The following is a 20033-nucleotide window of genomic DNA, read 5'->3' on the forward strand; positions in this document are numbered from 1 at the left end:
GGGTCTCAGCGTTGCGGAAACAGGAAGGCGAAGGCGATGCGCCGCCGCCACGATGGTGTGAGCGGTTCCTCGATCACGCCAAGCCGCTCGTAGGCGTGGAGGAAGGAATCGGGACCGGTCAGGATCCCGACATGCTTGGCGATGGCGCGGGGCTTCATGCGGAAGAGCACCAGCGCGCCGGGACCGGCCTCTACCGGAGGCACCTCGATCATCATGGCGCGCGCGCCGTCGGCCAGCACCTCGCGCGGGCCAGTCTCGCCCCAGTCCCGGCTGTAGGGCGGGATCGGGAATGGCTCGGGGCCGGCGATCTCGCGCCAGACGCCACGCGCCAGCCCGAGGCAGTCGCAGCCGACGCCGCGCAGGCTCGCCTGGTCGTGGTAGGGCGTGCCGAGCCAGGACCGTGCGATGGCGATGACGCGGGTGGGATCGGCCGAGGTCACAGCACGCCTCCCTCGTGCCCACCATCCTTGGTGGCGTAGCGCAGGACCGCGTCCTGGCCGGGGATGTGCGGGAAACCGCGGAAACTGGCGGTGTTTGCGAACTTGGCCCCACAGGTCTCCATGCGCTTGTCGCAGCCCGCACGGATGGTGAAGCTGTCGTTCTCGGCGATCGCGCGCACCGGCGCTTCGAGCAGAGTCAGGATCGCAACGCCGTCGGTCACGTCATGGCCCAGCACCTCGGTGCGCCGTCCCATGTTCGCGCCGCTCGTCCAGTCCAGCGTGCCGAAGGTGAACCAGCCGGAGGCGAAGCCGCCGAGACCCGAGGCGCTGAAGGCCCGGTCGCGCAGGAGATCGATCACGGCACCGGAGCCCTTGAAGGCGGGGGCCTCCAGATCGACGCCGCAGCGCGCGTCGCCGAGCGCGGCATCGCAGGTCGCCTGAAAGGTCCGCCCGACCGTCTGGCCGAGGACGTGGGCGAGCGAGCGGACCTCTGCGACGAAGGCCAGCCTCCCGCGCCGGATCTGGCCGATGGCGCCGCGGCGCATCAGCACGCGCTGGTCCGTGTCGGCCCAGTTCACGCGCCAGACCTCCACCTCGGCATTGTCCCAGCGTCCGTCGAGGATGTCGGTCTCGGTGATCCGGTCCGAGGTCAGCACGCCTTCGGCGTCCTGCGCATCGACCGACAGGTCCGATCCGGAGCGGACCTCGGATGCCGTGAGCCCGCTCTCGGGCTCGAAGTCGGTGCCATCGAAGGCGAGCGTCCGGTCGTGATCGGTGAAGCCGAAGCTCACGCCGTCGGCGCGGGCGATCCGCCAGCACCAGGCGAGCGTCGTCGTGCCCTCGTCGAGATGGGCCTGCAGGGCGGGCGAGAGTGATTTCATCGGCGCAGTTCCAGAAGCGGAATGGAGGTGATCGAGCCGAGCCGTTCGAAGTCGAGCGTCACGTCGAGCACGTCGGTGTCGAAGCGGACCGGCACGTCGAACTCGAAGCCCGCGGTGATGGCGACGCCAGCACCCGGCGCAGCGCTGAAGGTGACGACGCCGGTGGCGGTGTCGACCGACCAGCCGGAGAGCTGCTCGACGCCCGCCAGCGCGATGCGCACGCTGCCCGCCACCGGCTTGGCGATGGCGCGCGTCCAGGATTGCGCCCCGGATGCGTAGCGCTTCACCAGCTGGAACGCAGTGGCGGTGCCGTCGCCGGTGCCGATCGACTGATCGGTGGGCGACGGCGTGGCTGACGGCAGGCAGGACTTGTGATCGCCCCAGTCCTTGAAGCGGAAACCGTGCAGGCGACCGTTTCGCGCCTCGAAGAAGGCGACGACCGCCGCCAGATCGTCGGCGCGGCGGATGCCATAGGCGACGTCGTAGCGGCGGCGCGAGTTGGCCCAGCTGGCGTTGCGCTCCTCGTCGCCCGAGGCGAGTTCGACGATCTGGGTGCGCCGCTCGGGCCCGCCCCGTGCGCCCCGGCTGATGTTGTCGGGAAACCGGACCTCGTGAAACGCCATCACATGCCCCTCCGCCCGAGCGACACGGCGCGAGCGATGTCCGCCGCGACCTGCGTGCGGGACTGCCGGAAGCTCTCGGCGTCGCGGGCCATGATGGTGACGTTGACGCCACCGCTTGCGCCGTAGGTCTGGGCCTCCCGCCGCGACAGCACGCGCTCGCCGCGCTGCAGGATCGCGGGCACCTCGTCGTGACGAAGCCCGGCCATGCCGTCTGAATGCATCCGGGGCGCGGCGGCGAAGGCCATCGCCGGGACCATGCGCGAGGGCCCGGCAGATCCGACCATCCCGCCCGCATGCAGGACGTTGGCGAAGATGCCGCCAGCCCCGGAGAAGACGCCGGAGAGTGCGTTTGCGATCGGCCCGAGGATGAACCGCCGCGCCGCGAGCTGAGCGAGATCGGCCAGCAGCGAGGTGACGAGGTCGCGGAAGTTCAGCTTGCCGGTCTTCACGAACTCGCCGACCGCGTTCTCGGCCGACTGGAAGGCGCCGACGAGGCTCTGGCCGATATCTCCGCCAATGTCGCGGGCCTTGCTGGCGTAGTCGGACAGCGCCGCGGTGACCGCCTGCCACCCGGTGACGGCGGCCTCGGTCGCGGGCTCCGCGGCAGCGGCGGCGGCTCCGGCCGCCGCGCCCGCACCTGTCGCAGCGCGTCCGGCTTCACCAAGCGCCGTCTCCAGCCGCTCGGCCGCGCCTGTGGCCTCGGTCAGGGCATCCGCGCTCGCCTCGTCGGTGCCGCGCACGGCATCGCGCAGGGCCTGCCAGCCTTCCAGTGGCGCGCGGGCGCCTTCGGCCAGATCGCGCGCGGCGCCACGGTAGAGGTTCGCGGACTCGAGCGCCCTGTTCGCCGCCTCGGTCAGGCCGAGATCGGGCGCGGTGAGCGGGTTGTCCTCGAAGGCCCGGTCGAACGCCGCCTGTGCCGCCGTCGTCGCGGCGGTCGCCGCGCCCTCGAAGCGGTTCTCGATCTCGCCGAGGTCGAGGTCAGGAACCAGCGAGATGCGGCGCTCGGAGCCGAGCGCTTCGAGACCCTGGTTGATGCCGCCGATGAAGCCGTTGATCCGCGAGACCACGCCGTTCAGCATCGCCTCGACGCCGTCGACCAGGCTGTTCGCCGCCTGGAACGCCAGATCGCCGATGGCGGCGGGCAGCAGGCCCCAGATCGCCTTGATCGCCTCGTAGGCGCCTTCGAAGGTGTTCGCGGCCGTGTTGCCAAAACCGATGACACTCTCGATGGCGCTCTGCATGCCGGACGCCGCATCGGCCTTCAGGTCGAAGAACATCGCCGTGGCGGCAGCGCCCGCCGCTGCAGCACCCATCCTGATCCGTTCCCATACCTCGACCGCTAGGTCCTTCAGGAGTGACATCGCCTCGCCGAAGCCGCCCGCACCGGAGACCAAGCGGGTGAACTGGTAGACGAGCTCGCCCGCGCCCACGATCAGCGCGCCGATGCCGGTGCGGATCAGCGCCCCACGCAGGACGACCAGCGCCGTGGCGAGGCCACGGACAGAAAGGGCAGCAGCGGCCATGCCAGCCACCCACCGTCCCGCGAGGAACGCCGCGAAGGTGGCAGCGTAGGTCGTCAGGCGGCCGATGTTGTCGAAGAGACCACGTATCGCGATGCCGAGCGGCCCGGTGCGGCTGGCGACCGCCGCCATGGCGTTGGCGACGGCTTCCAGCGCAGGCGCTGCTGCGACAGCTAGTTGGTTCGACAGCCCGCGCCAGATCAGCCCGAGCCGGGAGATCGCGTCGTTCGTCCGCTCGATCTGGTCGGCGTCCTGCTCGGAGACCACGACACCGAAGGCGAGCACGTCCTCGGTCGCCTGGCGCAACGTCGCGGTGTCGATGCGCGACATGGCGATGGAGCCTTCCTCGCCGAAGAGCTGTCCCGCGACGGCCGCGCGCTCTGCGGCGGGCACGAAGCTCTCGATGGCGGCGTTGATCGCGCCGACACGCTGGTCCAGCGGCAGGGCGATCAGGTCGGTGGCGGAAAGGCCCAGCCGGTCCAGCGCGTCGGCAGCGGGGCCGGTTCCGGCAGCCGCCTGGCTGAGACGACGCGTCAGATCCTTGGTGGCCTGCTCGATCCCCGACATCGAGACGCCCGCCAGCTCTCCCGCCCGCTCCAGCGTCTGGATCGAGGCGACAGTGGTGCCGAGCGACTGCGCGAGCTTCGCCTGCGCATCGACCGTCTGGAGTCCGGAGCGCACCATGGCCACCCCGGCGGCGGTCGCAGCGGCGACGGCGGCCGCGGCGGCCACGCGAACCCGGCGCGAGAAGGCCGCGAGCCGGGCATTGGCCGCTTCCATCTCCCGGCTCAGCCGTCCGAAGCCCCGCGACCCGGCCTCGCCCACGCCTTCCAGCTCGGCGCGCACCTGCCGTCCGCCCACGGCCGCGAGGCGGACGCTGACCCTCTTCTCAGCCATGGGCGTGATCCATCTGTTCGTTGAGCTTGGCCACCATCACCGCTTCGATGACGGGTAGCAGTTCGGCCATGGAGAGCGGCGGCACGCCGAGCGCGTCACCGAGCGCCAGCGCCGCCGACATGTCCCAGCCGATCACCGCGCCGGGCAACACGCGCAGCTGGCCGCCGAGACGGCCGACGAGGTCCCAGACCTGCCAACCCTCCGGAGTTTCCGGTCGGTTCAGCCGCGCCGGGCAGTCCGGGCAGGCTTGCGTGCAGGCTTGGCAGTATCGCTCGCCCCCGCCGAAGGACCATTCGGCGAGAGCGCGGAGGCGTTTTTCCCGTTCCAGCAGCAGGCCCTTCGAGACGTAGCTCAGCTGGAAGGCTTCGAAGATCGGCCAGACATCGAGCAGCGCGTCGATCGCCTCGGGTGCCGGATCGATGGGGCTGCCGTCGGCGTCGCCGATGCCCTCCCAGGCGAGCACCGCCCGCCGCGCGAGCGCTTTGGCGAAGGCGACGGCACGTTCCTCGTCGGAGGCATCCTCGGGCACGGCCTCGACAGCGGCATCGCTTCGCGTCGCCACCATCAGCGCGGTGGTCAGCGGGCGCAGCTGCACTCGGACGCCGGGCACGAGGTCATGCCAGCGCGGCGCGTTCGTCAGGTCGAGCGTGAGCATCAGTATTCCTCGATGTCGTTGATCAGGGTGGCGGTGCACATCCGGCCGACGGTACTGTCGCGGGCGGCCTGCCAGTCAAAGGTCGCCTGCACGCCCTGCGGCCCGGAAATCTCGATGCGGGGTCGCGGCAGGTAGACGGCGTGCACGGTGAAGGTGAAGCTCTCGCCGGACGGCAGGACGTAGGCGAACTCCATCTCGCAGGCCTCGCCGTTGATCGCCTGCGTCACCAGCGTCTGGTCGGCGAAGCGCACCTCGATCCGGCCGGTCAGCGCGGCGATGGAGGGGTCCGCGCCGTCGATGCGGCCGTCCGAGCGGATCGTCTCGATCCGGTCGAGGTTGTTGGCATAGGTGATCTCGGCCGAGACCACGTTGCCGAGCGCCGTGCCGTTGCGCATGATCGACCCGTTGAAATGGCCGAAGCGCTTCAGTTCGAGCGCGGCGAGCGTTCCAGCGCTGGTGGTCGTTCCCACCGTCTCGCCCTGCGCCACCAGCCGCGCAGTCGCGGTCAGGAGGCCCGAGCGCTGCATCTGCCAGGTGATCTGGTCGAGCACACAGCCGGAATACATCGCATAGCGCGGCACCTCGGGCATGCCGGTCTCGATCGACATGCTGGGCAGCGTCCAGGATCCCGACTGAAACTCATGCGTCCAAGGGCCGGTCCCAGTCGTGGTCGGGTCGCCAAAGGCCGCCTTCAGCCAGAAGCCGAACGCCTCGGCGTCGAGCGGCACGACAACATCGCCATCCGCCGTCACCGCGTCCTTGATCGGCGCCAGCGGGTCGCGGCCGTAGCCGAGGAGCTCTGAGTTCAGCAGCGGCTGCTCTGCGCCGAGCGAGGTGCTGGCGAAAGGCATGCGGGTGAAGCCGCTGGCGGGCGGCGTTCCATAGGTCGTCTCGAACGCAAGCGCCATCAGCGCCCGCGCCCCCTGGGCTCGTGCCATGGTGTTCTCCTCGGGTTGTCGGGATCAGGCCAGCTGATCGGCCGTGGAATAGTGCAGCACCACCGGGATCACGGCGGCCTTCAGGCTCGCCGCGCCCTCGACGGGCAGATCGACCGGCCTCGGCGCTTCTGCCTCGACCCAGTCGCAGAGCCCGCCCAGCGTGCGGTCGGCGGCGATGGCCGCGCCGATGCTGGCGGTCAACGTGTCGAACGCCGCGTCACGGTCGGCGCCCTGCACGACCGCTTCGATCTCGGCGCGGTGTTGGTAGTGGTAGCGCACCGGCGACAGCGTCACCTCGGGTTCCCCCGGCTCGCCGTCGCGCAGGATCAGCAGGCCATCAGTGGGCACACGCTCGGGCAGAACCTCGCCGCGCAGGGCGGTGGCAGACAGCGCCGAGAGCCGCGCGTGCAGCGCGGTGAGGATGGTTTCACGAGGGCTGGGCATGGAGATGGACCACGATTGGCGACTGCGGAAAGAATACGCCTCAAGCCCAGTCGGACCAATGCAGCAGCATTCACGGACGGCGCCATTGTGCTAAGGTCGTGACGCGGGTCAGCGGTGGAACTCATCCTCGTCAGGCTCATAATTGCGACAAGCTTCGACGCCTGTAGCCACCGCGTCGAGCAGAGCCTCCACATCGTGCAGAAGATCCGCAATCCGGGGGCTGCTAATCCGATAGCGCACGAAACGACCATCGCGCATGCTGGTTACGAGGCCACACTCCGACAGACATCGAAGGTGGTTCGAGACGTTGGGTTGTGTCAGGGCCGTGCGCCCGACGATCTCGTGAACGACCAGCGGCCCGGCGCACAGAGCATCCAGGATCGCCAACCGGCTCTGGTCCGCGAGGCCGCGAAAGAACTTCGCCCGCCGCTCGGTGGCCGTCGCGACGGCATTGCGGTCCGCGGCGATTTGTTCCATATCATTCTCCGCTGATGTGTTTCGCACATCAAGATAGCAGGACCAATGCAAGCATGGCCAATGCCCAAGGCGCCGAACCGACCGCAGATGTCGCATCTTTCCGCTACCGCGTCTCCGGAATGGATTGCGCCAAGGATGCCGCCCAGATCGAGCGGGCCGCGCAGTCGGCGGGCGTGGCGCCGGAGGCAGTAAAGGTCTCCTCCGCCACCCACATCTTGACGTTGAACGTCCCCGAAGCGCGGCTGTCCGAGATCGAACGGGCCGTGGCCGCGACCGGCTACGGGTTCGATCGCATCGAAGCGGGCGACGACGAAGCGCAGGAGGGCGCAGCTTACCAAGACCCGGCCTATCGGCGCGCGCTCTGGATCGTGGTAATTCTCAACGTCGGGTATGGCATTGCGGAGATGATCGGCGGCTTCATTTCCGGATCGCAGGCCGTGAAGGCCGACGCGCTCGATTTCATTGGCGACGGCCTCATCACCTTTCTGGGCCTTCTGGCAATCGGTTGGAGCATTGTCTGGCGGGCGCGATCCGCCCTGATCCAAGGCATCTTCCTTGGCGTTCTGGGCCTTGGGGTTCTTGGGACGACGATCTGGCGCGCCTTTACCCAGACGACGCCGGACGCCGGTCTCATGGGGCTATTCGGTCTCATCGCTCTCGTGGTCAACGTCCTCGCGGTCCTGCCGCTGCTGCGGTTTCGCAAGGGTGACGCGAACATGCGGGCCGTCTGGCTCTTTTCGCGCAACGACGCGATCGGCAATGCGGCCGTGGTTGTGGCCGCGGCCCTCGTCGCGTGGCTGGGCAGCGCATGGCCCGACCTGATCGTCGCGTTCGGGATTGCGGGACTATTCCTGCATTCGTCCTGGTCGATTATCCGCGACGCGCGGGCTGATCTGAAGACAACTTGATGCTATCAGTTCGAAGCGGCCATCGCGGACATCGTCGAATAAGCGCAAGGCCCGCCACAGCAGTCATCTTCAGAACCTCTGCTCCACCCAGCTCGCCACGATCAGCCCCGGCACACCGTCCACTGCGCGCTCCGCATCCCGCGCCAGGTCCAGCCGCTTCGGCAGCTTCACCTGCGGCACCAGCAGGAAGATCGGCGCGGTGACCTTGCCGCGGCCGGTCTTCGACCGCGACACGACCGCTTGACCCTTCGTATTCAACCGTCCTTCCGCCACCAGCAAGCTCGGGCCCGTGCGGCGATAGACGAAGCGCAGGCGCAGCCCGCGCCGTCGTTCCCATTCGCCGGGCGTGATGCGGCCGCCGCGCAGGGATTTGCCAGCAGCTGGCAGCGGGATCGCCAGCCAGAACCCGTCTTTCGAGCGGATCAGCGGGCCGGTGTCATGCGCGCCGACGATGACCGGCGCTTTCGACCAGACCAGCGCCGCGGCGTCGAGGCTCTCGCCCGACCTCGGGAAGTTCTGGCTGCGGATCGAGTTGGCGAGCCGGGGGCCGAGCCCCGCGCTGGTGATCTGCAACCGCCAGGCCGACTTCAGCCCGGACCCGGCCTCGCGCATGGCGGCCGTCACCGCGCGTTCGCCCGCCGCGACCTCGGCCGCCATCATCGCGACGATGTCGGGATCGATGTCGAGCTTCAGCTTCATCACGGTCACGCCGGGCGCAGATCGACGGTCCAGACGAGTCGCTCGCGGTCACGGATAGGCTCGCCCTGAATGAGGAAGGCGTCGCCGTCGATCTCGATGCAGTCGCCGGGGCGTGGAGATGGAACCTCGGCCACGCGCAGATCGATCCGGGTGGTCTCGGACCAGAGCCGCGCGTCGCCAAAGTCGTTGATCGCGTCGGCACGTCGTGCGACGACGCGCACCAGAAGGGGCGCGCCGCCGTCGGCGGTATAGACCGCGTCCCGGCCGACGTTCGGATCGGCGAAGAGCGCGCCAACGGCGGCGGCGAAGGCGCTCATCAGAACGTCGCGTTCAGGCGCACCCGACCGATGGTGTCGCCCGCGCCGCCCGCCACCGCCTCGACGGCCGCGCCGACGAGAGTGTTGTCGGTCGCGACTGTGGTGCAGCGCTTGTTGGTGTCGTCCCAATAGACCTTGGCGCCGACGGTCCAGGCCTGCGAGCCGACCTTGGTGATGTCGAAGACGCCGACGAGCGCGGTCTTGACGGGATCGCCGAGAGCGGCGGCGCCCGCGGCGATGCCGAAGATGGAGCCGACGAGCAGGCCATCGCCGGAGGCGACCGCATAGGGCGCGGTCAGAGTGATAGTGTTGCCGGGCTGGACGTAGTTTTTCATGATGGGGATCCTCGTGGAATGACGAAGGGCGGCCCGTCAGGACCGCCCGCATGTCAGGGTTCAGCATGGGGTGCGGGTTACGCGCCCGGGTTCTTGTAGAGGCCGCGCCAGTCGATGGCCTTGGCGCCGAAGTCGAGGCGGCACTTGATCTCGACGCCGTCGACGTCGAAGCCGTTGCGCGTCTCGATGTAGGCGCCCTGCTGGCCCTCGAGATAGGCGTACTCGATGGTGTCGATCTGGTTCGGACTGGCCGCCAGATACCAGGCGGTCTCGCTGGCGGCGTCGAGCCGGGGTTCGCTGATCGGCGCGAGCGTGCGGATCGATTGCGGCACCACGCTGGACGTCGCGGCGGGCACGAGGTTCTGCGCGACCAGCTGCTCGGCCTTCAGTTCCAGCGAGGCGGGCACGATCAGGAAGGCGGGGCGGACGTTCAGCACGGTCTTCTTGTCGAGGCCGGTCTGCTTGGCCATGGCGGCGCGGGCCGCACCGACGCTGCCGACATCGAGCGTCGCGCCGGTGCCCGCGAGGTTCTTGTGCGTGGTGTGGAACAGCGCGTTGCCGTCGGCCATCGCCGGGTTGGAGGTGATGATGCCCCAGACCACGTCCGACTCCAGCTGGGCGATGGAGTTGCCGTACATCGCCGGGATCCGGGTGAAGGCGTCGAGATCGTCGTTGATCAGCGTCTGGCGGGTGATCGCGACCACCCGGCCATAGGTCTTGACCTTGTAGCTCTCCTTGCTCTCGCCCAGCGTGCCGCGCTTGAACTCGCCGCTCTCGCCGACCTCCAGCAGTTGCGGGGCCTCGCCGAGCTGGACCCTGTGCATCGCCTTGAAGTCGGTCGCCAGCACCTGGCGGCAGAACAGCATGAAGGTGCGGGGATAGGCCTCGTAGGCTTGCCGCAGGGTCTTGTTGGTGACCGCCGAGAGGATCTCGGGGAAGTCCGAGGTCGAGTGCAGCGCCCGCGTCGCCACCTCGTCGCGCGACAGGCCGCGGGTGTTCACCCCGGCATTGCCGAGGCTTTCGCGGGCGAGCTCCAGCAGCGTCATGCCGCGATACTGGCGCGCGGCGTCCTCCAGCTGGAACAGCGTCGGGCTGTAGCGGTGCAGCAGCGCGTTCGCCACCGCGTCGCGCCGGGTGATGCGCTCGTCCCGGCCGCCGAGCGGGACGGAGACGTGCGGGAAGGTCCGGGTCTCGTCGGATTTGGCGGCGACCTGATCGAGGATCAGGCGGCGGCACTCGTCGACGCTGACGCCGCGCTTGACCAGATCCTCGGCGAAGCCGCGCTCGAGGTTCAGCCGCCCGGCCAGATCGTAGATCGTTGAGACACGGTCGCGCTCGGCCTCGCGGGCGCGGGTCGCGACCGCCTCGGTGTCGGGCGCGGGCGTCGCCTGCGTCTTCGGCTGGCTGCGCGTCTCACTTGCGTGGACCTTCGGTTCGCTGGCGGCGACCTTCGGGTCGGGCGCAGCCGCTTTCGGCTCGGTCATGGGGGTGCCCTCGGTTTCGACCGGCTCGGTCGGCTGGGTGGTGGCGGGGGTTGCGGCGTCGCTCGCCGGGGTCTGGGTCTTGTCCGTCATCGGGGATGCTCCTTGCTCTGTGGGGGCGTCCCAGCGGTGAAGGACGCAGTCGTGAAGGGGATGCTGGGCGCGGAAGCCCGCGGCGGGATCGGCGCCGACCGCGACGGCGGAGACCTCGAACGGCGTCCAGTCGACCGCCCGCCAAAGCTCGCGGGCGGCCTCTGGCTTGGAGACCTCGAAGCGGTGGACCTGGTAGCCGATGGAGACCGCCCGGATGTGCCCGGCCTGGATGTCGCGCCAGATCGGCTCGACATCGGCGCGTTCGCTGATCCGGACCAGCGCGATGCCGCGGCCGTTCTCGATCCGGGCCGAGCCCGGCACGACCGAGCCGATCACCGCGTCGAGCGTGTCGAGCTCATGCACCTTCAGGAACGGCGCGCCCGCGTTCAGCCGGTCGAGGCGGACATGGGCGGGGTCGAGGCTCAGCTCCTCGTCATAGGGCTCGCCGAAGAAGGTCGCGCGCCGGACGCGGGCCCCGGCCGACCAGACCACCTCGACGGTGCGGCTGTCGGCATCGGCCGTGTTCGGCGCAAGCTCCGCCGACCGGCGCATGGCCGGCAGTTCGATCATCGTGTCCATGTAGGTCAGTCCTGTTGGTCGGCCTGCGCCGGGTCGGTTTCATCCGCGTCGGCGGAGGGGTCGTCGTCGGCCGGATCGTTCGCCGGATCGGCGGCCCCGTCTTTGGATTGCGCGCTGCCGGTTTTTGTGACACGGCGCGGATCGCTGTCGAGCACCAGCCCGAGCGCGTCGAGCTTGGCGTTGGTCGCGGCGATCTCCGCCAGCACAGCGTCGGGATTGCGGCCCTGTTTCGCGATCACCTCGGCCAGCGTCATGGTGCCCGAGCGGATCGACAGCAGGTTCGCCATCGCGTCCTTCTGCGGATCGACCGCCTCGAACTTCGGCGGCGACCATTCCACCGGCACGATGGGCGACGGGATCTGGCCCGCCGCCCATGCGGCTTCCGTGAACCAGCGCCAGACCGGCGCACAGAACATCGGGATGAAGAGCTGCCACTGGACAGCGTCGATCTGGCGGCGGAACTCGACGAGCCCCGCCCGGATCGAGGAATAGTTCACCTGGCTGAGATCGCCGGTCAGCAGCTCGTAGGGCACCCGGAATCCGGCCGAGATGGTGTGCAGGCTCGCCCGCTTGTATTCGCCATAGCCCCCCGTCGCCGAGGGCTGGTTGAACCGGATGTCCTTGCCGCCCCGCGCGTAGGCGATCAGCCCCGGCTCGAACTGCTCGACCCGGTTGCCATCGGCGTCGACCACGGAGGGCGCGATGCCCTGCTGCGCCTCGTCGTCGCCGAAGACGATGGCGGTGACGCAGGCCTCGGTCTTCTTGCGGACCAGTTCCGCCACCTCGTAGTCGTCGAGATCGCGCAAGGATCGGATCACCGGCGCGCCCCAGGGAACGCCGCGCGCCTGCGTGCGCTGCTTCTCGTAGACATGGGCGATCTCTGACGCTGGCACCGGTCGGCTCTGCAACCCGTTCTGCAAGGCCCCGTAAGCGTCGCCGGGATGTTCGGCATGGAGCCAATAGGCCCTGCGCTTGCCGACCGGGTCGAACTCGATCCCCTGCACCAGCCGCCCTGCGCCGAGGGCGCCGGACTTGGTGGCGTCGAGGAAGTCGGCCTCGAGCACCTGCAGTTGCAGCGGGACCGGCAGACCGTCGCTTGCACGCCGCAGCCTTCGACGGACCAGAACCTCGCCCGCCTCGACCATCTCGCGGCAGATCAGCGTCTGCAGGCCGTAGAAGTCGAGCTGGCCGTCGGCATCGCAGTCCGCCGTCCAGCGCTCGAACAGCGCGTCGACCTTGCGGTCGAGCTTGTCGTCGCCGCTGGCGGCGCGCGGCATGATGCCCGCGCCGATGATGTTGTTGACCAGCACCGCCACGGCCTTGGCCGCATGCGGGTTGTTGCGCACCAGATCGCGCATCCGGTCGCGCAACAGGGCTCCGGCGACGCCGATCTCGGTGTCGGCCGAGGAGCCCGGCGCGCGCCAGCCCTCGGTGCGACGCCCGCGCGCGGCGCCGTCGTAGCCCCGCGTCAGCGTCTCGAAGGCCCGACGCGCCATCACGCGGCGCGCGGCCATGCGCGGCGCCACCGTGGCGATGGCGTGATCGAACCAGGTCGCCGACATCACCGATCTCCGCGGCTGAAGCCCGCGAGCCCGGCCACCGGCAGCGGCCGCGTGGTGCCCGCGATGGCGCGCTCGATGGTGCGGATGCGGGCGAGCAGATCCTCGGCCGAGCCATAGTCGACGGATTTGCCATCGTAGCTGACCCGGGTCGTGCCGCTGGCGTAAGCCCGGCGCAGCGCCGAAAGTTCGGTTTCCGTCCAGTCGGTCATGTTCAAAACCATCCTCCGCGCCGCCCGAGCCAGTCGGAGCGGCGCTTGCCCTGCGGGGCCTGTCCCGGCCGGTTGATCTGTCCGGCGGGATCGGTGTCGGTGGGGGCGGACCCGAGCTGATCCTCGAGGTCGCGCCATTTCTCGTCGGGCCAGCGGTCCGCGCCCGCGATCCAGGCGGCGGCGCGGGCATAGACCCGGCAGTCCAGCGCCTCGTTGCGCTCGCGCAGCTTCTGCCATTCCAGCCGGGCGAAGCCGCGCTTGGTGCGCACCGTCACCAGCTGCTCGGCGACGAACTGCTTCAGCCATTCGTTCTCGACCCAATGCGGCAGGTGCACCGAGCCGGGCGGGAATGCCGCCCCGTCGGCCACGTCCTCCTCGGTCGGGCGCGCCAGCCGCAGGAAGCGGTAGGTCTCGGCCTTGAAGGTCGACACCGCCACGGTCCAGAGCCGCGCCCCGCGACGCAGGCGTTTCCCGCCCTCGGTCGCGTCGACGAAGGTCGGCCCCGAGACCGGGCTCGAGCGGTTGAACCCCTCAACACCCTTCACCGGCGACACCTGCGCGAACCCCTGCGCCCGCGACCAGGAATAGACCGCCGGGGCCTCGTAACCGGTGTCGATGGCGAGCCGCGCGATCCGCAGATGCGCACCGCGTTCGTGCGGCCAGCTTCGGTCGAGCAGCGCCGTCAGCTCCGACCAGGCGTCGTGCCGATCCGGGCCGCCCTCGATCACGACGTGATCGACGAGCCAGCTTTCCAGCCCGCGACCCCAGGCCCAGACATCGACCTCGATCCGGTCCTTCTGCACGTCGGCCCCGGCCGTCAGGAACAGCCCGCCTGCTGGCACCGTGCCGGATGTCCAGCGCTCGCGCCGGTCGTAGAGCCGCTGCCAGTCCGGCGCCTCCCCCGTCTCGACCCATGTCTCGCCGAGGATCGTGTTGCGGAACGCCTTGATCGCCTCGTCCGACCCTTGGCACCCGTCCCATGCCCGCACGATCCGCTCCCAGCTCAGCCAACCGATCGGCGAGTAAAGCGCCGAGAGGTGATACCCGACCGTGGTCGGATCGGCTGCGGTAGCGGTCGCCCGCCATTCGCCGCCCTCCAGCATGGCCGTCTTGTGGTGCTCCGCGATGGGCGTCTCGCAGCCCTCGCAGTGATATTCCGCCGTTTCCGGGCGGCCCTTCTGCCAGCGCAGCCGGTCGAACTTCAGCCACTGCATCGCCCCGCAATGCGGGCACGGCACGAAGAACCGGCGCTGGTCGCTTGCCTCGAACTCCCGCTCGATCCGGCTCAGCCCCCGGATCGTCGGCGTTGACACCAGCAGCACCTTGCGCCGATGGGCGAAGGTCAGCGACCGGGCCTCGGCCAGCGTGACCGGATCACCTTCCTCGTCGGCCGAGGCCGGATAGGCGTCGACTTCGTCGAGGAAGATGTACCGCGCCGGGGTCGAGCGCAGCCCGACCGCCGAGTTCGCCCCGGTCATGATCAGGATGCCGCCCGCGAATTCCTTGGACAGCATCGTGTTGCCCGCGTCGCGGGATCGCGCAGGCTTCACCCGCTCCCGCAACTCGGGGCTCTCGTCGATCAACGGGTCGATCCGCTGGCGCGAGTTGCGTTTCGCCAGTTCAACCGTGGGCTGGACGGCGAGCATCGGGCCCGGCGCCTGGTGGATGGCGAAGCCGATCCAGTTGTTGCCCGCCTCGGTCGCCCCGACCTGCGCGGCCTTCATGAACACGATCCGCTGCGTGCGATCGCCGGGCGACAGCCGGTCCATGATCTCGCGCATGTAGGGCGTGCGCACCGTACGATATCGCCCGGGCTCGGCCGAGGCGCGGCCCGAGAGCATCCGGTGCCGGTCCGCCCATTCCGAGACGGTCAGGTCCGGGTCGGGCCGCAGCCCGTTGCCCCAGGCGCGCAGGACCTCGCCCGCGCCGTCGAAGCCAGTCAGGCTATCATCGTCACCGGAAGTCGGGCCGGACCTCGGCGAGTTCGTCGAGGTGGGCGCGTACATGTTTTTCCAGCACCTTCTGCATCGCGGCTGGCTCCACGGGGATCTGCTGGCCCGTCGCGTCGCGGCACGAGGCCGAGAGCTCGGCCGCCATCAGCGCCGCCGCGCGTGCAGGCCAGTTCACCCACGCGTCCCGTTCCTCCCGCGCCAGCCGGAACACCAGCGCCAGCGCGCGGGCCCGCTCGATCAACTCCCCCTTCAGCTTCTGGAGCCGGATGCGCCGCTCCTGCGCTTTCAGCACCTCGTTCGCGGTCTTCGCCTGCAGGAAGGTCGTGCCGCCGCCGACGGCCGGGACTGCCAGCCCCTGTTCACGCAGCGTGTCGCCAACAGCGGCCACGGCCGCCTCGGGGACGGGCTTCAGCTTCGGCGTGGGCGGCTTGCGGGTCTTGGACGGGTCGGTCGTCTCGGCACGTCTGGCGTCGCTGGCGGCCGCGTTGATGCTGCCGTCGGGATAGAGGACCAGCCGCTCGGCGGCCTTGGCCTTCTGGATCGCGCCCCGCGACAGCCCGACATGCGCGGCGTACTGGCGCTCGCTCATGCCCTGCATCGACGGCTCCGATTATCTATCGAAATCATGTTCTTATCGAGTTGATAAGCAGCGCGACCGGAGCGAACGTCCGTTCAGAAGGACGATGCAACTCACCAAGGAGCCATCACGATGACCACGCGCCTGAACCCGATCACCACCCCGCGCCACGAACTCCGCGCCGAGAAGGCGCGCCGGAATAAGGAAGCCGCGCTCGCGGCCTTCATCGGCAAGAAGGCCGAGATCGACGAGATGCTCGCCCGGCTGCAGACGCTGAGCGACGACCACTTCAACGCCCACCCCGACGAGATCAACTGGGGCCATGTCGGCACCCTCGAACACTACGCCAGCCTCCTGAAGCGCATCACCGACAGCGCCTTCGGCGAGGGCGAGCACGCCCGCTGATCTCCGGCACTGCCGGAACTCCCGCCGCGCGCCCTGCGCGGCTCGGGGTCGTAGAAGGCGCCGCATGACGCGGGCCCGAATACGGAGACGACCCCATGACCAAGCTTTCCGATACCCAAGCCATCATCCTCAGCGCCGCCGCCCAGCGGCCCGAGCACATCGCCCTGCCGCTGCCCGAGAGCCTGCGCGGCGGCGCCGCCGCCAAGGTGGTCGGCGCGATGCTCGCCAAGGGCTTCCTCGAGGAGGTCGACGCCGACATGCGCAAGGGCGAGCTAGTCTGGCGCGAGACCGGCGACGGCCACGGAGTCACACTGATCGCTACCGACGCAGGCCTCGCCGCCATCGGCATCGAGCCCGACGACGCGAACACCGCGCCTGCGGGCACGACGGACGTGCCGACCGAGGAGCCCGCGCCGGACGCTCCCGCCGGACCCGAAGCCGCGCCCAAGGCGCGCACGCCGCGCGAGGGCACCAAGCAGGCCACGCTGATCTCCATGCTGCGCGCGCCGGACGGCGCGACCATCGAGGAGATCATGGCCGCGACGGGCTGGCAGTCGCACACGGTGCGCGGCGCGATGGCCGGGGCGCTGAAGAAGAAACTCGGGCTCGAAGTGACCTCGGAGAAGGTCGAAAACCGGGGGCGCGTGTACAAGCTCCCCGCCGCCTAACGCACCGGACCCCGACAGGTTGATGGCCGCCGTCCCACAGGGGCGGCGGTCGATCATTTGGCGCTCCGCATCCGGATCGACTCGAACAGGCGCCGCAGGGCGAAGGATCGTGCGATGCTCACCACGGTGAACACCGCGCCCATCTTCAGGTTCTGCGCCAGCGTCGTGTGCAGCCCGAAGATCGGAAAGATCAGGATCTGCGTGACCACGGCGACGCCGTAGCCGACGATCACGTTGGCGACGGACTCGACCAGCGACATGAGGCGGGACTGTTTCATGCGGCGGCCCGGCGCTTTCGCGCGGGTTCGGGGGCGGCGTCCGTGTCCGGCGCGTCGGCCGGGGCTTCGGAACCGTCGCTCAGCCGCTCGGTTCTCAACTGCGCGAAGGTCCGTCCATCGCCGTCGAGGATCGCTTCGCGGCCAGTCTCGGCCTGCCAGCGTTCGACCGCGACATCGACATAGGCGGGGCTGATCTCCATCGCGAAGACGCGGCGGCCGTTGGCTTCGCCCGCCATGATCTGCGAGCCGGAGCCCGAGAAGGGCTCGTAGCAGAGCCCGCCGCGCGCCACGTGCTGGCGCATCGGGATTCCGAAGGCGTCGAGCGGCTTCGGCGTCGGGTGGTCCGGGCGCTCGTCCTTCGAGAAGGATGGCATCTCCCAGGTCGAGGGCAGCGTCTGCTCGGCCACCTTCGGAGGGCGGTTCGGGCGGCGCCAGCCCATGAAGCAGGGCTCGTGTTTCCAGAGGTAATGGGAGCGGGTCAGGACGCCGCGGTCCTTCACCCAGATGATCTGCTGGTGGACGAAGGCCCCAGCCTTTTCCCAGCAGGCTTCCAGCATCCCCTGACGGCGAGAGGCGTGCCAGCAGTACCAGGCGGCATCCTCGGTGATCGCCTCGGCCACGGCCGCGGCGATGAAGCCGTCGTAAAGCTCGGCCCCCTGCGAACTGTCGTCCCAGGTCGTGCCGTAGGACGCCGACCAATCCTTGTTCCGGGTCGGATGGTTCGAGCCGTCGTAATCGACGAGGTATGGCGGGTCGGTCGCGAACAGGATCGCCCGCTCACCATTCATCAGGCGGCGCACGTCGGCCGCGCTGGTGCTATCACCGCACAGCAATCGATGATCCCCGAGGATCCACAGATCGCCGGTGCACGAGGCCGGATTGCGCGGTGGTTCAGGGATGGTCACCGGCGGCACGGAGCCCCCGGCGCCACCTTCTTCCCCGTCCCCCTCCGGCACGAAGGCCAGCAGCTTGTCCAACTCGCCGTCGGAAAAGCCGACCAGCGACAGGTCGAAATCCTCGGCCAGCAGGTCGTTCAGTTCCGCCGACAGCAGCGCCTCGTCCCAGGTGCCGAGTTCGGTCAGCTTGTTGTCCGCGATCCGGTAGGCCCGGCGCTGCGCCTCGGTCAGGTGCGCCAGCACAATCACCGGCGCTTCGGTCAGCCCGAGCTGGGTTGCGGCCAGCACGCGCCCGTGCCCCGCGATCAACTCGCCGTTCTCAGCCACGAGGCAGGGCACGGTCCAGCCGAACTCCGCCATGCTGGCGGCGATCTTCGCAACCTGGTCGGCCCCGTGCGCCTTCGCGTTCTTCGCGTAGGGCTGGAGCTTGGCCAGCGGCCACGTCTCGATCGCGTCCGGGGCGAAGCTCAGCGTCATGGCGGGCAAGGTTCCTCGGTCGGGTGGATGCCGGTGGCTTCCGGACTCCGGATGCCGCGCTGGACTCCAAGCGGGGTCCAGCGGCTACCAGCGGTGTCCGGTCGGAAGGCCAGCGTTCATTGGTGTTTGCGCGGCGCGCGCGTGGCTCCGGCTTCCGGGTGGCTTCCCAAAAATCCGGCCCTGTCGCTGGCGATGTCCCGCGCTTCGCCCGCCAGCATACGAATGTCGCGCAGAAGGAACCGCGAAGTCGTCTGAGGGAGGGTGGCGGGGGCGGACAGCGGCCCGCAAGGAAAGGATTAGCGCCTTTCCTTTTCCAACGGCCCTCGCCAACGAAAGGATGGTTTCGTTCGGGGCTGCGCCGCGCGCGCCTCTCCCGAGTATATCCACTTTCTAGCCCGGGAGAGGCGTTTTTGTCTGCGCGAAAACCCTCTACACGAGACTTTCCTACAGGCTGCGCGCCAGCTTGATGATCTCGAGGATCGGCAGCTTGCGGTTGAAGGGCTGCCTGTTGAGGTTCAGCGCGATCAGCGACAGCCCGTAGCGCCAGTGCTGATTCGCAGCGGCGTGGCAGAGACCGACGTGCCAGCAGATGTTCTTCCAGCGCTCGTCATGCGCCTTCATCCAGACGATCTTGCCGTCGATGGGCTCGAGGCAGTTCGTCCAGGTCAGCGTCTCCTCCATCCGCGCGATGTCCCGCGGCGAGGGCGAGACGCGCATGGGCTTCGGCTCCTGGCCCACCTTGTCGGCGAACCCGTGGACGATCTCTGGCCATGTGCTGAAGTATCCGTTGCGCCGGGGCTCCGGCAGACGGCGCAGGATCATACCCGCCTCGGAGAGCCGCGCCTCCACGTCGGCTGGTGTCCAATGGGTCATTTCCTCACCTCTCGTTCCATTGGGCTTGCGCCGTAGAGACGCTCGCCGAGTTGCCGCACCAGCTCCCGCTCAGGCCAAGTAAGTCTCTGGTCGTCAAGGGAAACTGCGAACACACGTTGCTCCTTCCAGCCGTCGCGCTTGACCTGTTCGGGGTTGCGGCGCTCGCCGCCATAGCCTCGGGGAAACCGCCTCATTGCAGGCCCCCCTTGGTCTCGAGCGCCCAGAGCAGGATCGCGATGGCGTCGGCCTCGTTGTCGTCGGCGGGGCTGAAGCCGCGCGCCCGGGCCGCGGCGATCATCGCCTCCTTGGGAGCGTTGCCCTTGCCCGTGGCGTGCCGTTTGATCGTACCAACCGGGACGCCCTCATAGGGAATGCCGCGGAGTTCGGCCCATGCGGTCAGCGTGGCCATCAGGCCGCCATAGACATGGGCCGCGTCGGTGGCCGCGTGGCGGCGGACCTCCTCGAACCAAATGGCGGCGACGGGTCCGGACAGGCGGTCGATCTCGGTCAGCCAGTTGGTGAAACGGAGATACCGCATGCCACCGCCATCGAACCGGCCGGGGCGGAAGGATGCCGTGCCGGAGGTGATCAACCCGTCGATGCCGTGCAGCGCCCAGCCCGTGGTGGTGCCCAGATCGAGCGCCAGTATCGCGCGGCTGGCCCGGACGGCGGGTGGCAGATCGGGGATTGCCTCGCGGCGGTGTGTGGCAAGAGTCAGGTCAGCCATGAGTGGTCTCCTCTTCTGGTTGGCTGCTCGGGTGGAAGACGACGGCGGTCTGGTGCTTGGCGGTACGGGGCCGCCGTCGTCGGATCGGAAGGTTGGCGCGTGGGCAGGCCTCGCGCGCGAAA

Annotated in this window: 23 protein-coding genes and 1 pseudogene; 3 read left to right on the forward strand and 21 right to left on the reverse strand. The window is 69.3% G+C overall.

What is annotated here, in order from left to right; all coding sequences use genetic code 11:
• Positions 1-5: 5 nt before the first annotated feature.
• From ACZ1HC_RS13365 to ACZ1HC_RS13405, 9 genes and pseudogenes are all read right to left on the reverse strand, one after another.
• Positions 6-440, reverse strand: coding sequence for an NlpC/P60 family protein (locus tag ACZ1HC_RS13365; RefSeq protein ID WP_472700404.1), 435 nt, complete (start codon positions 438-440; stop codon positions 6-8).
• The gene (locus ACZ1HC_RS13370) at positions 437-1321 is read right to left on the reverse strand and encodes a DUF2163 domain-containing protein (RefSeq protein WP_472700405.1); all 885 of its coding nucleotides are present in this window, start codon (positions 1319-1321) and stop codon (positions 437-439) included. Before ACZ1HC_RS13370 ends, ACZ1HC_RS13365 begins: the two co-directional genes overlap by 4 nt.
• Entirely contained in the window at positions 1318-1944 is a 627-nt protein-coding gene (locus tag ACZ1HC_RS13375) for a phage distal tail protein, Rcc01695 family (RefSeq protein WP_472700406.1), read from the reverse strand. Before ACZ1HC_RS13375 ends, ACZ1HC_RS13370 begins: the two co-directional genes overlap by 4 nt.
• A complete protein-coding gene (locus ACZ1HC_RS13380; RefSeq protein ID WP_472700407.1) occupies positions 1944-4361 on the reverse strand; it encodes a phage tail tape measure C-terminal domain-containing protein in 2418 nt (805 codons plus the stop codon). Before ACZ1HC_RS13380 ends, ACZ1HC_RS13375 begins: the two co-directional genes overlap by 1 nt.
• On the reverse strand, positions 4354-4482 hold the full coding sequence (locus ACZ1HC_RS13385) for a DUF7697 family protein (protein WP_472700848.1): 129 nt from the start codon (positions 4480-4482) through the stop codon (positions 4354-4356). Before ACZ1HC_RS13385 ends, ACZ1HC_RS13380 begins: the two co-directional genes overlap by 8 nt.
• Before the next feature lie 98 nt (positions 4483-4580).
• Positions 4581-5016, reverse strand: a pseudogene (locus ACZ1HC_RS13390) (hypothetical protein).
• Entirely contained in the window at positions 5016-5954 is a 939-nt protein-coding gene (locus tag ACZ1HC_RS13395; RefSeq protein ID WP_449309841.1) for a phage tail tube protein, read from the reverse strand. The pseudogene ACZ1HC_RS13390 and the gene ACZ1HC_RS13395 overlap by 1 nt, the downstream one beginning before the upstream one ends.
• A gap of 24 nt (positions 5955-5978) precedes the next feature.
• Positions 5979-6398, reverse strand: coding sequence for an acyl-CoA transferase (locus tag ACZ1HC_RS13400; protein WP_123194493.1), 420 nt, complete (start codon positions 6396-6398; stop codon positions 5979-5981).
• 108 nt (positions 6399-6506) lie between these two features.
• On the reverse strand, positions 6507-6875 hold the full coding sequence (locus ACZ1HC_RS13405; protein WP_093359426.1) for an ArsR/SmtB family transcription factor: 369 nt from the start codon (positions 6873-6875) through the stop codon (positions 6507-6509).
• Positions 6876-6928: 53 nt separating this feature from the next.
• On the opposite strand from ACZ1HC_RS13405, the gene ACZ1HC_RS13410 reads away from it, so the two are divergent.
• The gene (locus tag ACZ1HC_RS13410; RefSeq protein WP_093359427.1) at positions 6929-7783 is read left to right on the forward strand and encodes a cation efflux transmembrane domain-containing protein; all 855 of its coding nucleotides are present in this window, start codon (positions 6929-6931) and stop codon (positions 7781-7783) included.
• Between the two features lie 69 nt (positions 7784-7852).
• Here ACZ1HC_RS13410 and ACZ1HC_RS13415 read toward each other — a convergent pair whose 3' ends face one another.
• From ACZ1HC_RS13415 to ACZ1HC_RS13450, 8 genes are all read right to left on the reverse strand, one after another.
• Positions 7853-8482, reverse strand: coding sequence for a DUF6441 family protein (locus tag ACZ1HC_RS13415; RefSeq protein WP_472700849.1), 630 nt, complete (start codon positions 8480-8482; stop codon positions 7853-7855).
• Between the two features lie 5 nt (positions 8483-8487).
• Positions 8488-8799, reverse strand: a complete 312-nt coding sequence (locus tag ACZ1HC_RS13420) for a head-tail joining protein (RefSeq protein WP_472700408.1) — start codon at positions 8797-8799, stop codon at positions 8488-8490.
• A complete protein-coding gene (locus tag ACZ1HC_RS13425) occupies positions 8799-9134 on the reverse strand; it encodes a DUF2190 family protein (protein WP_472700409.1) in 336 nt (111 codons plus the stop codon). Before ACZ1HC_RS13425 ends, ACZ1HC_RS13420 begins: the two co-directional genes overlap by 1 nt.
• Positions 9135-9211: 77 nt before the next feature.
• Positions 9212-11287, reverse strand: a complete 2076-nt coding sequence (locus ACZ1HC_RS13430) for a prohead protease/major capsid protein fusion protein (protein WP_472700410.1) — start codon at positions 11285-11287, stop codon at positions 9212-9214.
• 5 nt (positions 11288-11292) lie between these two features.
• Positions 11293-12849 carry a phage portal protein gene (locus tag ACZ1HC_RS13435; protein ID WP_472700411.1) on the reverse strand — a complete coding sequence of 519 codons (1557 nt, stop codon included), beginning with the start codon at positions 12847-12849 and terminating at the stop codon, positions 11293-11295.
• Positions 12849-13058, reverse strand: a complete 210-nt coding sequence (locus tag ACZ1HC_RS13440) for a phage head-tail joining protein (protein WP_028030714.1) — start codon at positions 13056-13058, stop codon at positions 12849-12851. The genes ACZ1HC_RS13435 and ACZ1HC_RS13440 overlap by 1 nt, the downstream gene beginning before the upstream one ends.
• Positions 13059-13060: 2 nt before the next feature.
• A complete protein-coding gene (locus tag ACZ1HC_RS13445; protein WP_472700412.1) occupies positions 13061-15064 on the reverse strand; it encodes a phage terminase large subunit family protein in 2004 nt (667 codons plus the stop codon).
• Entirely contained in the window at positions 15012-15608 is a 597-nt protein-coding gene (locus ACZ1HC_RS13450; RefSeq protein WP_472700413.1) for a hypothetical protein, read from the reverse strand. Before ACZ1HC_RS13450 ends, ACZ1HC_RS13445 begins: the two co-directional genes overlap by 53 nt.
• Before the next feature lie 111 nt (positions 15609-15719).
• Here ACZ1HC_RS13450 and ACZ1HC_RS13455 point away from each other — a divergent pair, with 111 nt between their 5' ends.
• Both ACZ1HC_RS13455 and ACZ1HC_RS13460 read left to right on the forward strand, forming a co-directional pair.
• On the forward strand, positions 15720-15992 hold the full coding sequence (locus tag ACZ1HC_RS13455; protein WP_028720222.1) for a hypothetical protein: 273 nt from the start codon (positions 15720-15722) through the stop codon (positions 15990-15992).
• A gap of 95 nt (positions 15993-16087) precedes the next feature.
• A complete protein-coding gene (locus ACZ1HC_RS13460; RefSeq protein ID WP_472700414.1) occupies positions 16088-16660 on the forward strand; it encodes a DUF3489 domain-containing protein in 573 nt (190 codons plus the stop codon).
• A gap of 53 nt (positions 16661-16713) precedes the next feature.
• On the opposite strand, the gene ACZ1HC_RS13465 is transcribed toward ACZ1HC_RS13460, so the two are convergent.
• The 4 genes from ACZ1HC_RS13465 to ACZ1HC_RS13480 form a co-directional block, all read right to left on the reverse strand.
• Positions 16714-16938 carry a DUF7220 family protein gene (locus ACZ1HC_RS13465; protein ID WP_472700415.1) on the reverse strand — a complete coding sequence of 75 codons (225 nt, stop codon included), beginning with the start codon at positions 16936-16938 and terminating at the stop codon, positions 16714-16716.
• Positions 16935-18311, reverse strand: coding sequence for a site-specific DNA-methyltransferase (locus ACZ1HC_RS13470; RefSeq protein ID WP_472700416.1), 1377 nt, complete (start codon positions 18309-18311; stop codon positions 16935-16937). Before ACZ1HC_RS13470 ends, ACZ1HC_RS13465 begins: the two co-directional genes overlap by 4 nt.
• A gap of 444 nt (positions 18312-18755) precedes the next feature.
• Positions 18756-19184: a DUF6362 family protein gene (locus ACZ1HC_RS13475; RefSeq protein WP_472700417.1), complete on the reverse strand. Its 429-nt coding sequence runs from the start codon at positions 19182-19184 to the stop codon at positions 18756-18758.
• A gap of 190 nt (positions 19185-19374) precedes the next feature.
• A complete protein-coding gene (locus ACZ1HC_RS13480; protein WP_472700418.1) occupies positions 19375-19911 on the reverse strand; it encodes a crossover junction endodeoxyribonuclease RuvC in 537 nt (178 codons plus the stop codon).
• Between the last annotated feature and the right edge of the window lie 122 nt (positions 19912-20033).

The organism is Paracoccus sp. BR5-17, assembly GCF_055693925.1.

What these genes read in the sequence shown, in the direction of transcription:
- ACZ1HC_RS13380 (WP_472700407.1), bottom strand. Translation starts at nt 4,361, where the DNA reads ATGGCTGAGAAGAGGGTCAGCGTCCGCCTCGCGGCCGTGGGCGGACGG.
- ACZ1HC_RS13375 (WP_472700406.1), bottom strand. Translation starts at nt 1,944, where the DNA reads ATGGCGTTTCACGAGGTCCGGTTTCCCGACAACATCAGCCGGGGCGCA.
- ACZ1HC_RS13460 (WP_472700414.1), top strand. Translation starts at nt 16,088, where the DNA reads ATGACCAAGCTTTCCGATACCCAAGCCATCATCCTCAGCGCCGCCGCC.
- ACZ1HC_RS13450 (WP_472700413.1), bottom strand. Translation starts at nt 15,608, where the DNA reads ATGCAGGGCATGAGCGAGCGCCAGTACGCCGCGCATGTCGGGCTGTCG.
- ACZ1HC_RS13370 (WP_472700405.1), bottom strand. Translation starts at nt 1,321, where the DNA reads ATGAAATCACTCTCGCCCGCCCTGCAGGCCCATCTCGACGAGGGCACG.
- ACZ1HC_RS13415 (WP_472700849.1), bottom strand. Translation starts at nt 8,482, where the DNA reads ATGAAGCTGAAGCTCGACATCGATCCCGACATCGTCGCGATGATGGCG.
- ACZ1HC_RS13465 (WP_472700415.1), bottom strand. Translation starts at nt 16,938, where the DNA reads ATGAAACAGTCCCGCCTCATGTCGCTGGTCGAGTCCGTCGCCAACGTG.
- ACZ1HC_RS13430 (WP_472700410.1), bottom strand. Translation starts at nt 11,287, where the DNA reads ATGGACACGATGATCGAACTGCCGGCCATGCGCCGGTCGGCGGAGCTT.
- ACZ1HC_RS13410 (WP_093359427.1), top strand. Translation starts at nt 6,929, where the DNA reads ATGGCCAATGCCCAAGGCGCCGAACCGACCGCAGATGTCGCATCTTTC.
- ACZ1HC_RS13420 (WP_472700408.1), bottom strand. Translation starts at nt 8,799, where the DNA reads ATGAGCGCCTTCGCCGCCGCCGTTGGCGCGCTCTTCGCCGATCCGAAC.
- ACZ1HC_RS13470 (WP_472700416.1), bottom strand. Translation starts at nt 18,311, where the DNA reads ATGACGCTGAGCTTCGCCCCGGACGCGATCGAGACGTGGCCGCTGGCC.
- ACZ1HC_RS13435 (WP_472700411.1), bottom strand. Translation starts at nt 12,849, where the DNA reads ATGTCGGCGACCTGGTTCGATCACGCCATCGCCACGGTGGCGCCGCGC.
- ACZ1HC_RS13455 (WP_028720222.1), top strand. Translation starts at nt 15,720, where the DNA reads ATGACCACGCGCCTGAACCCGATCACCACCCCGCGCCACGAACTCCGC.
- ACZ1HC_RS13475 (WP_472700417.1), bottom strand. Translation starts at nt 19,184, where the DNA reads ATGACCCATTGGACACCAGCCGACGTGGAGGCGCGGCTCTCCGAGGCG.
- ACZ1HC_RS13405 (WP_093359426.1), bottom strand. Translation starts at nt 6,875, where the DNA reads ATGGAACAAATCGCCGCGGACCGCAATGCCGTCGCGACGGCCACCGAG.
- ACZ1HC_RS13425 (WP_472700409.1), bottom strand. Translation starts at nt 9,134, where the DNA reads ATGAAAAACTACGTCCAGCCCGGCAACACTATCACTCTGACCGCGCCC.
- ACZ1HC_RS13385 (WP_472700848.1), bottom strand. Translation starts at nt 4,482, where the DNA reads ATGTCGGCGGCGCTGGCGCTCGGTGACGCGCTCGGCGTGCCGCCGCTC.
- ACZ1HC_RS13480 (WP_472700418.1), bottom strand. Translation starts at nt 19,911, where the DNA reads ATGGCTGACCTGACTCTTGCCACACACCGCCGCGAGGCAATCCCCGAT.
- ACZ1HC_RS13440 (WP_028030714.1), bottom strand. Translation starts at nt 13,058, where the DNA reads ATGACCGACTGGACGGAAACCGAACTTTCGGCGCTGCGCCGGGCTTAC.
- ACZ1HC_RS13395 (WP_449309841.1), bottom strand. Translation starts at nt 5,954, where the DNA reads ATGGCACGAGCCCAGGGGGCGCGGGCGCTGATGGCGCTTGCGTTCGAG.
- ACZ1HC_RS13400 (WP_123194493.1), bottom strand. Translation starts at nt 6,398, where the DNA reads ATGCCCAGCCCTCGTGAAACCATCCTCACCGCGCTGCACGCGCGGCTC.
- ACZ1HC_RS13445 (WP_472700412.1), bottom strand. Translation starts at nt 15,064, where the DNA reads ATGTACGCGCCCACCTCGACGAACTCGCCGAGGTCCGGCCCGACTTCC.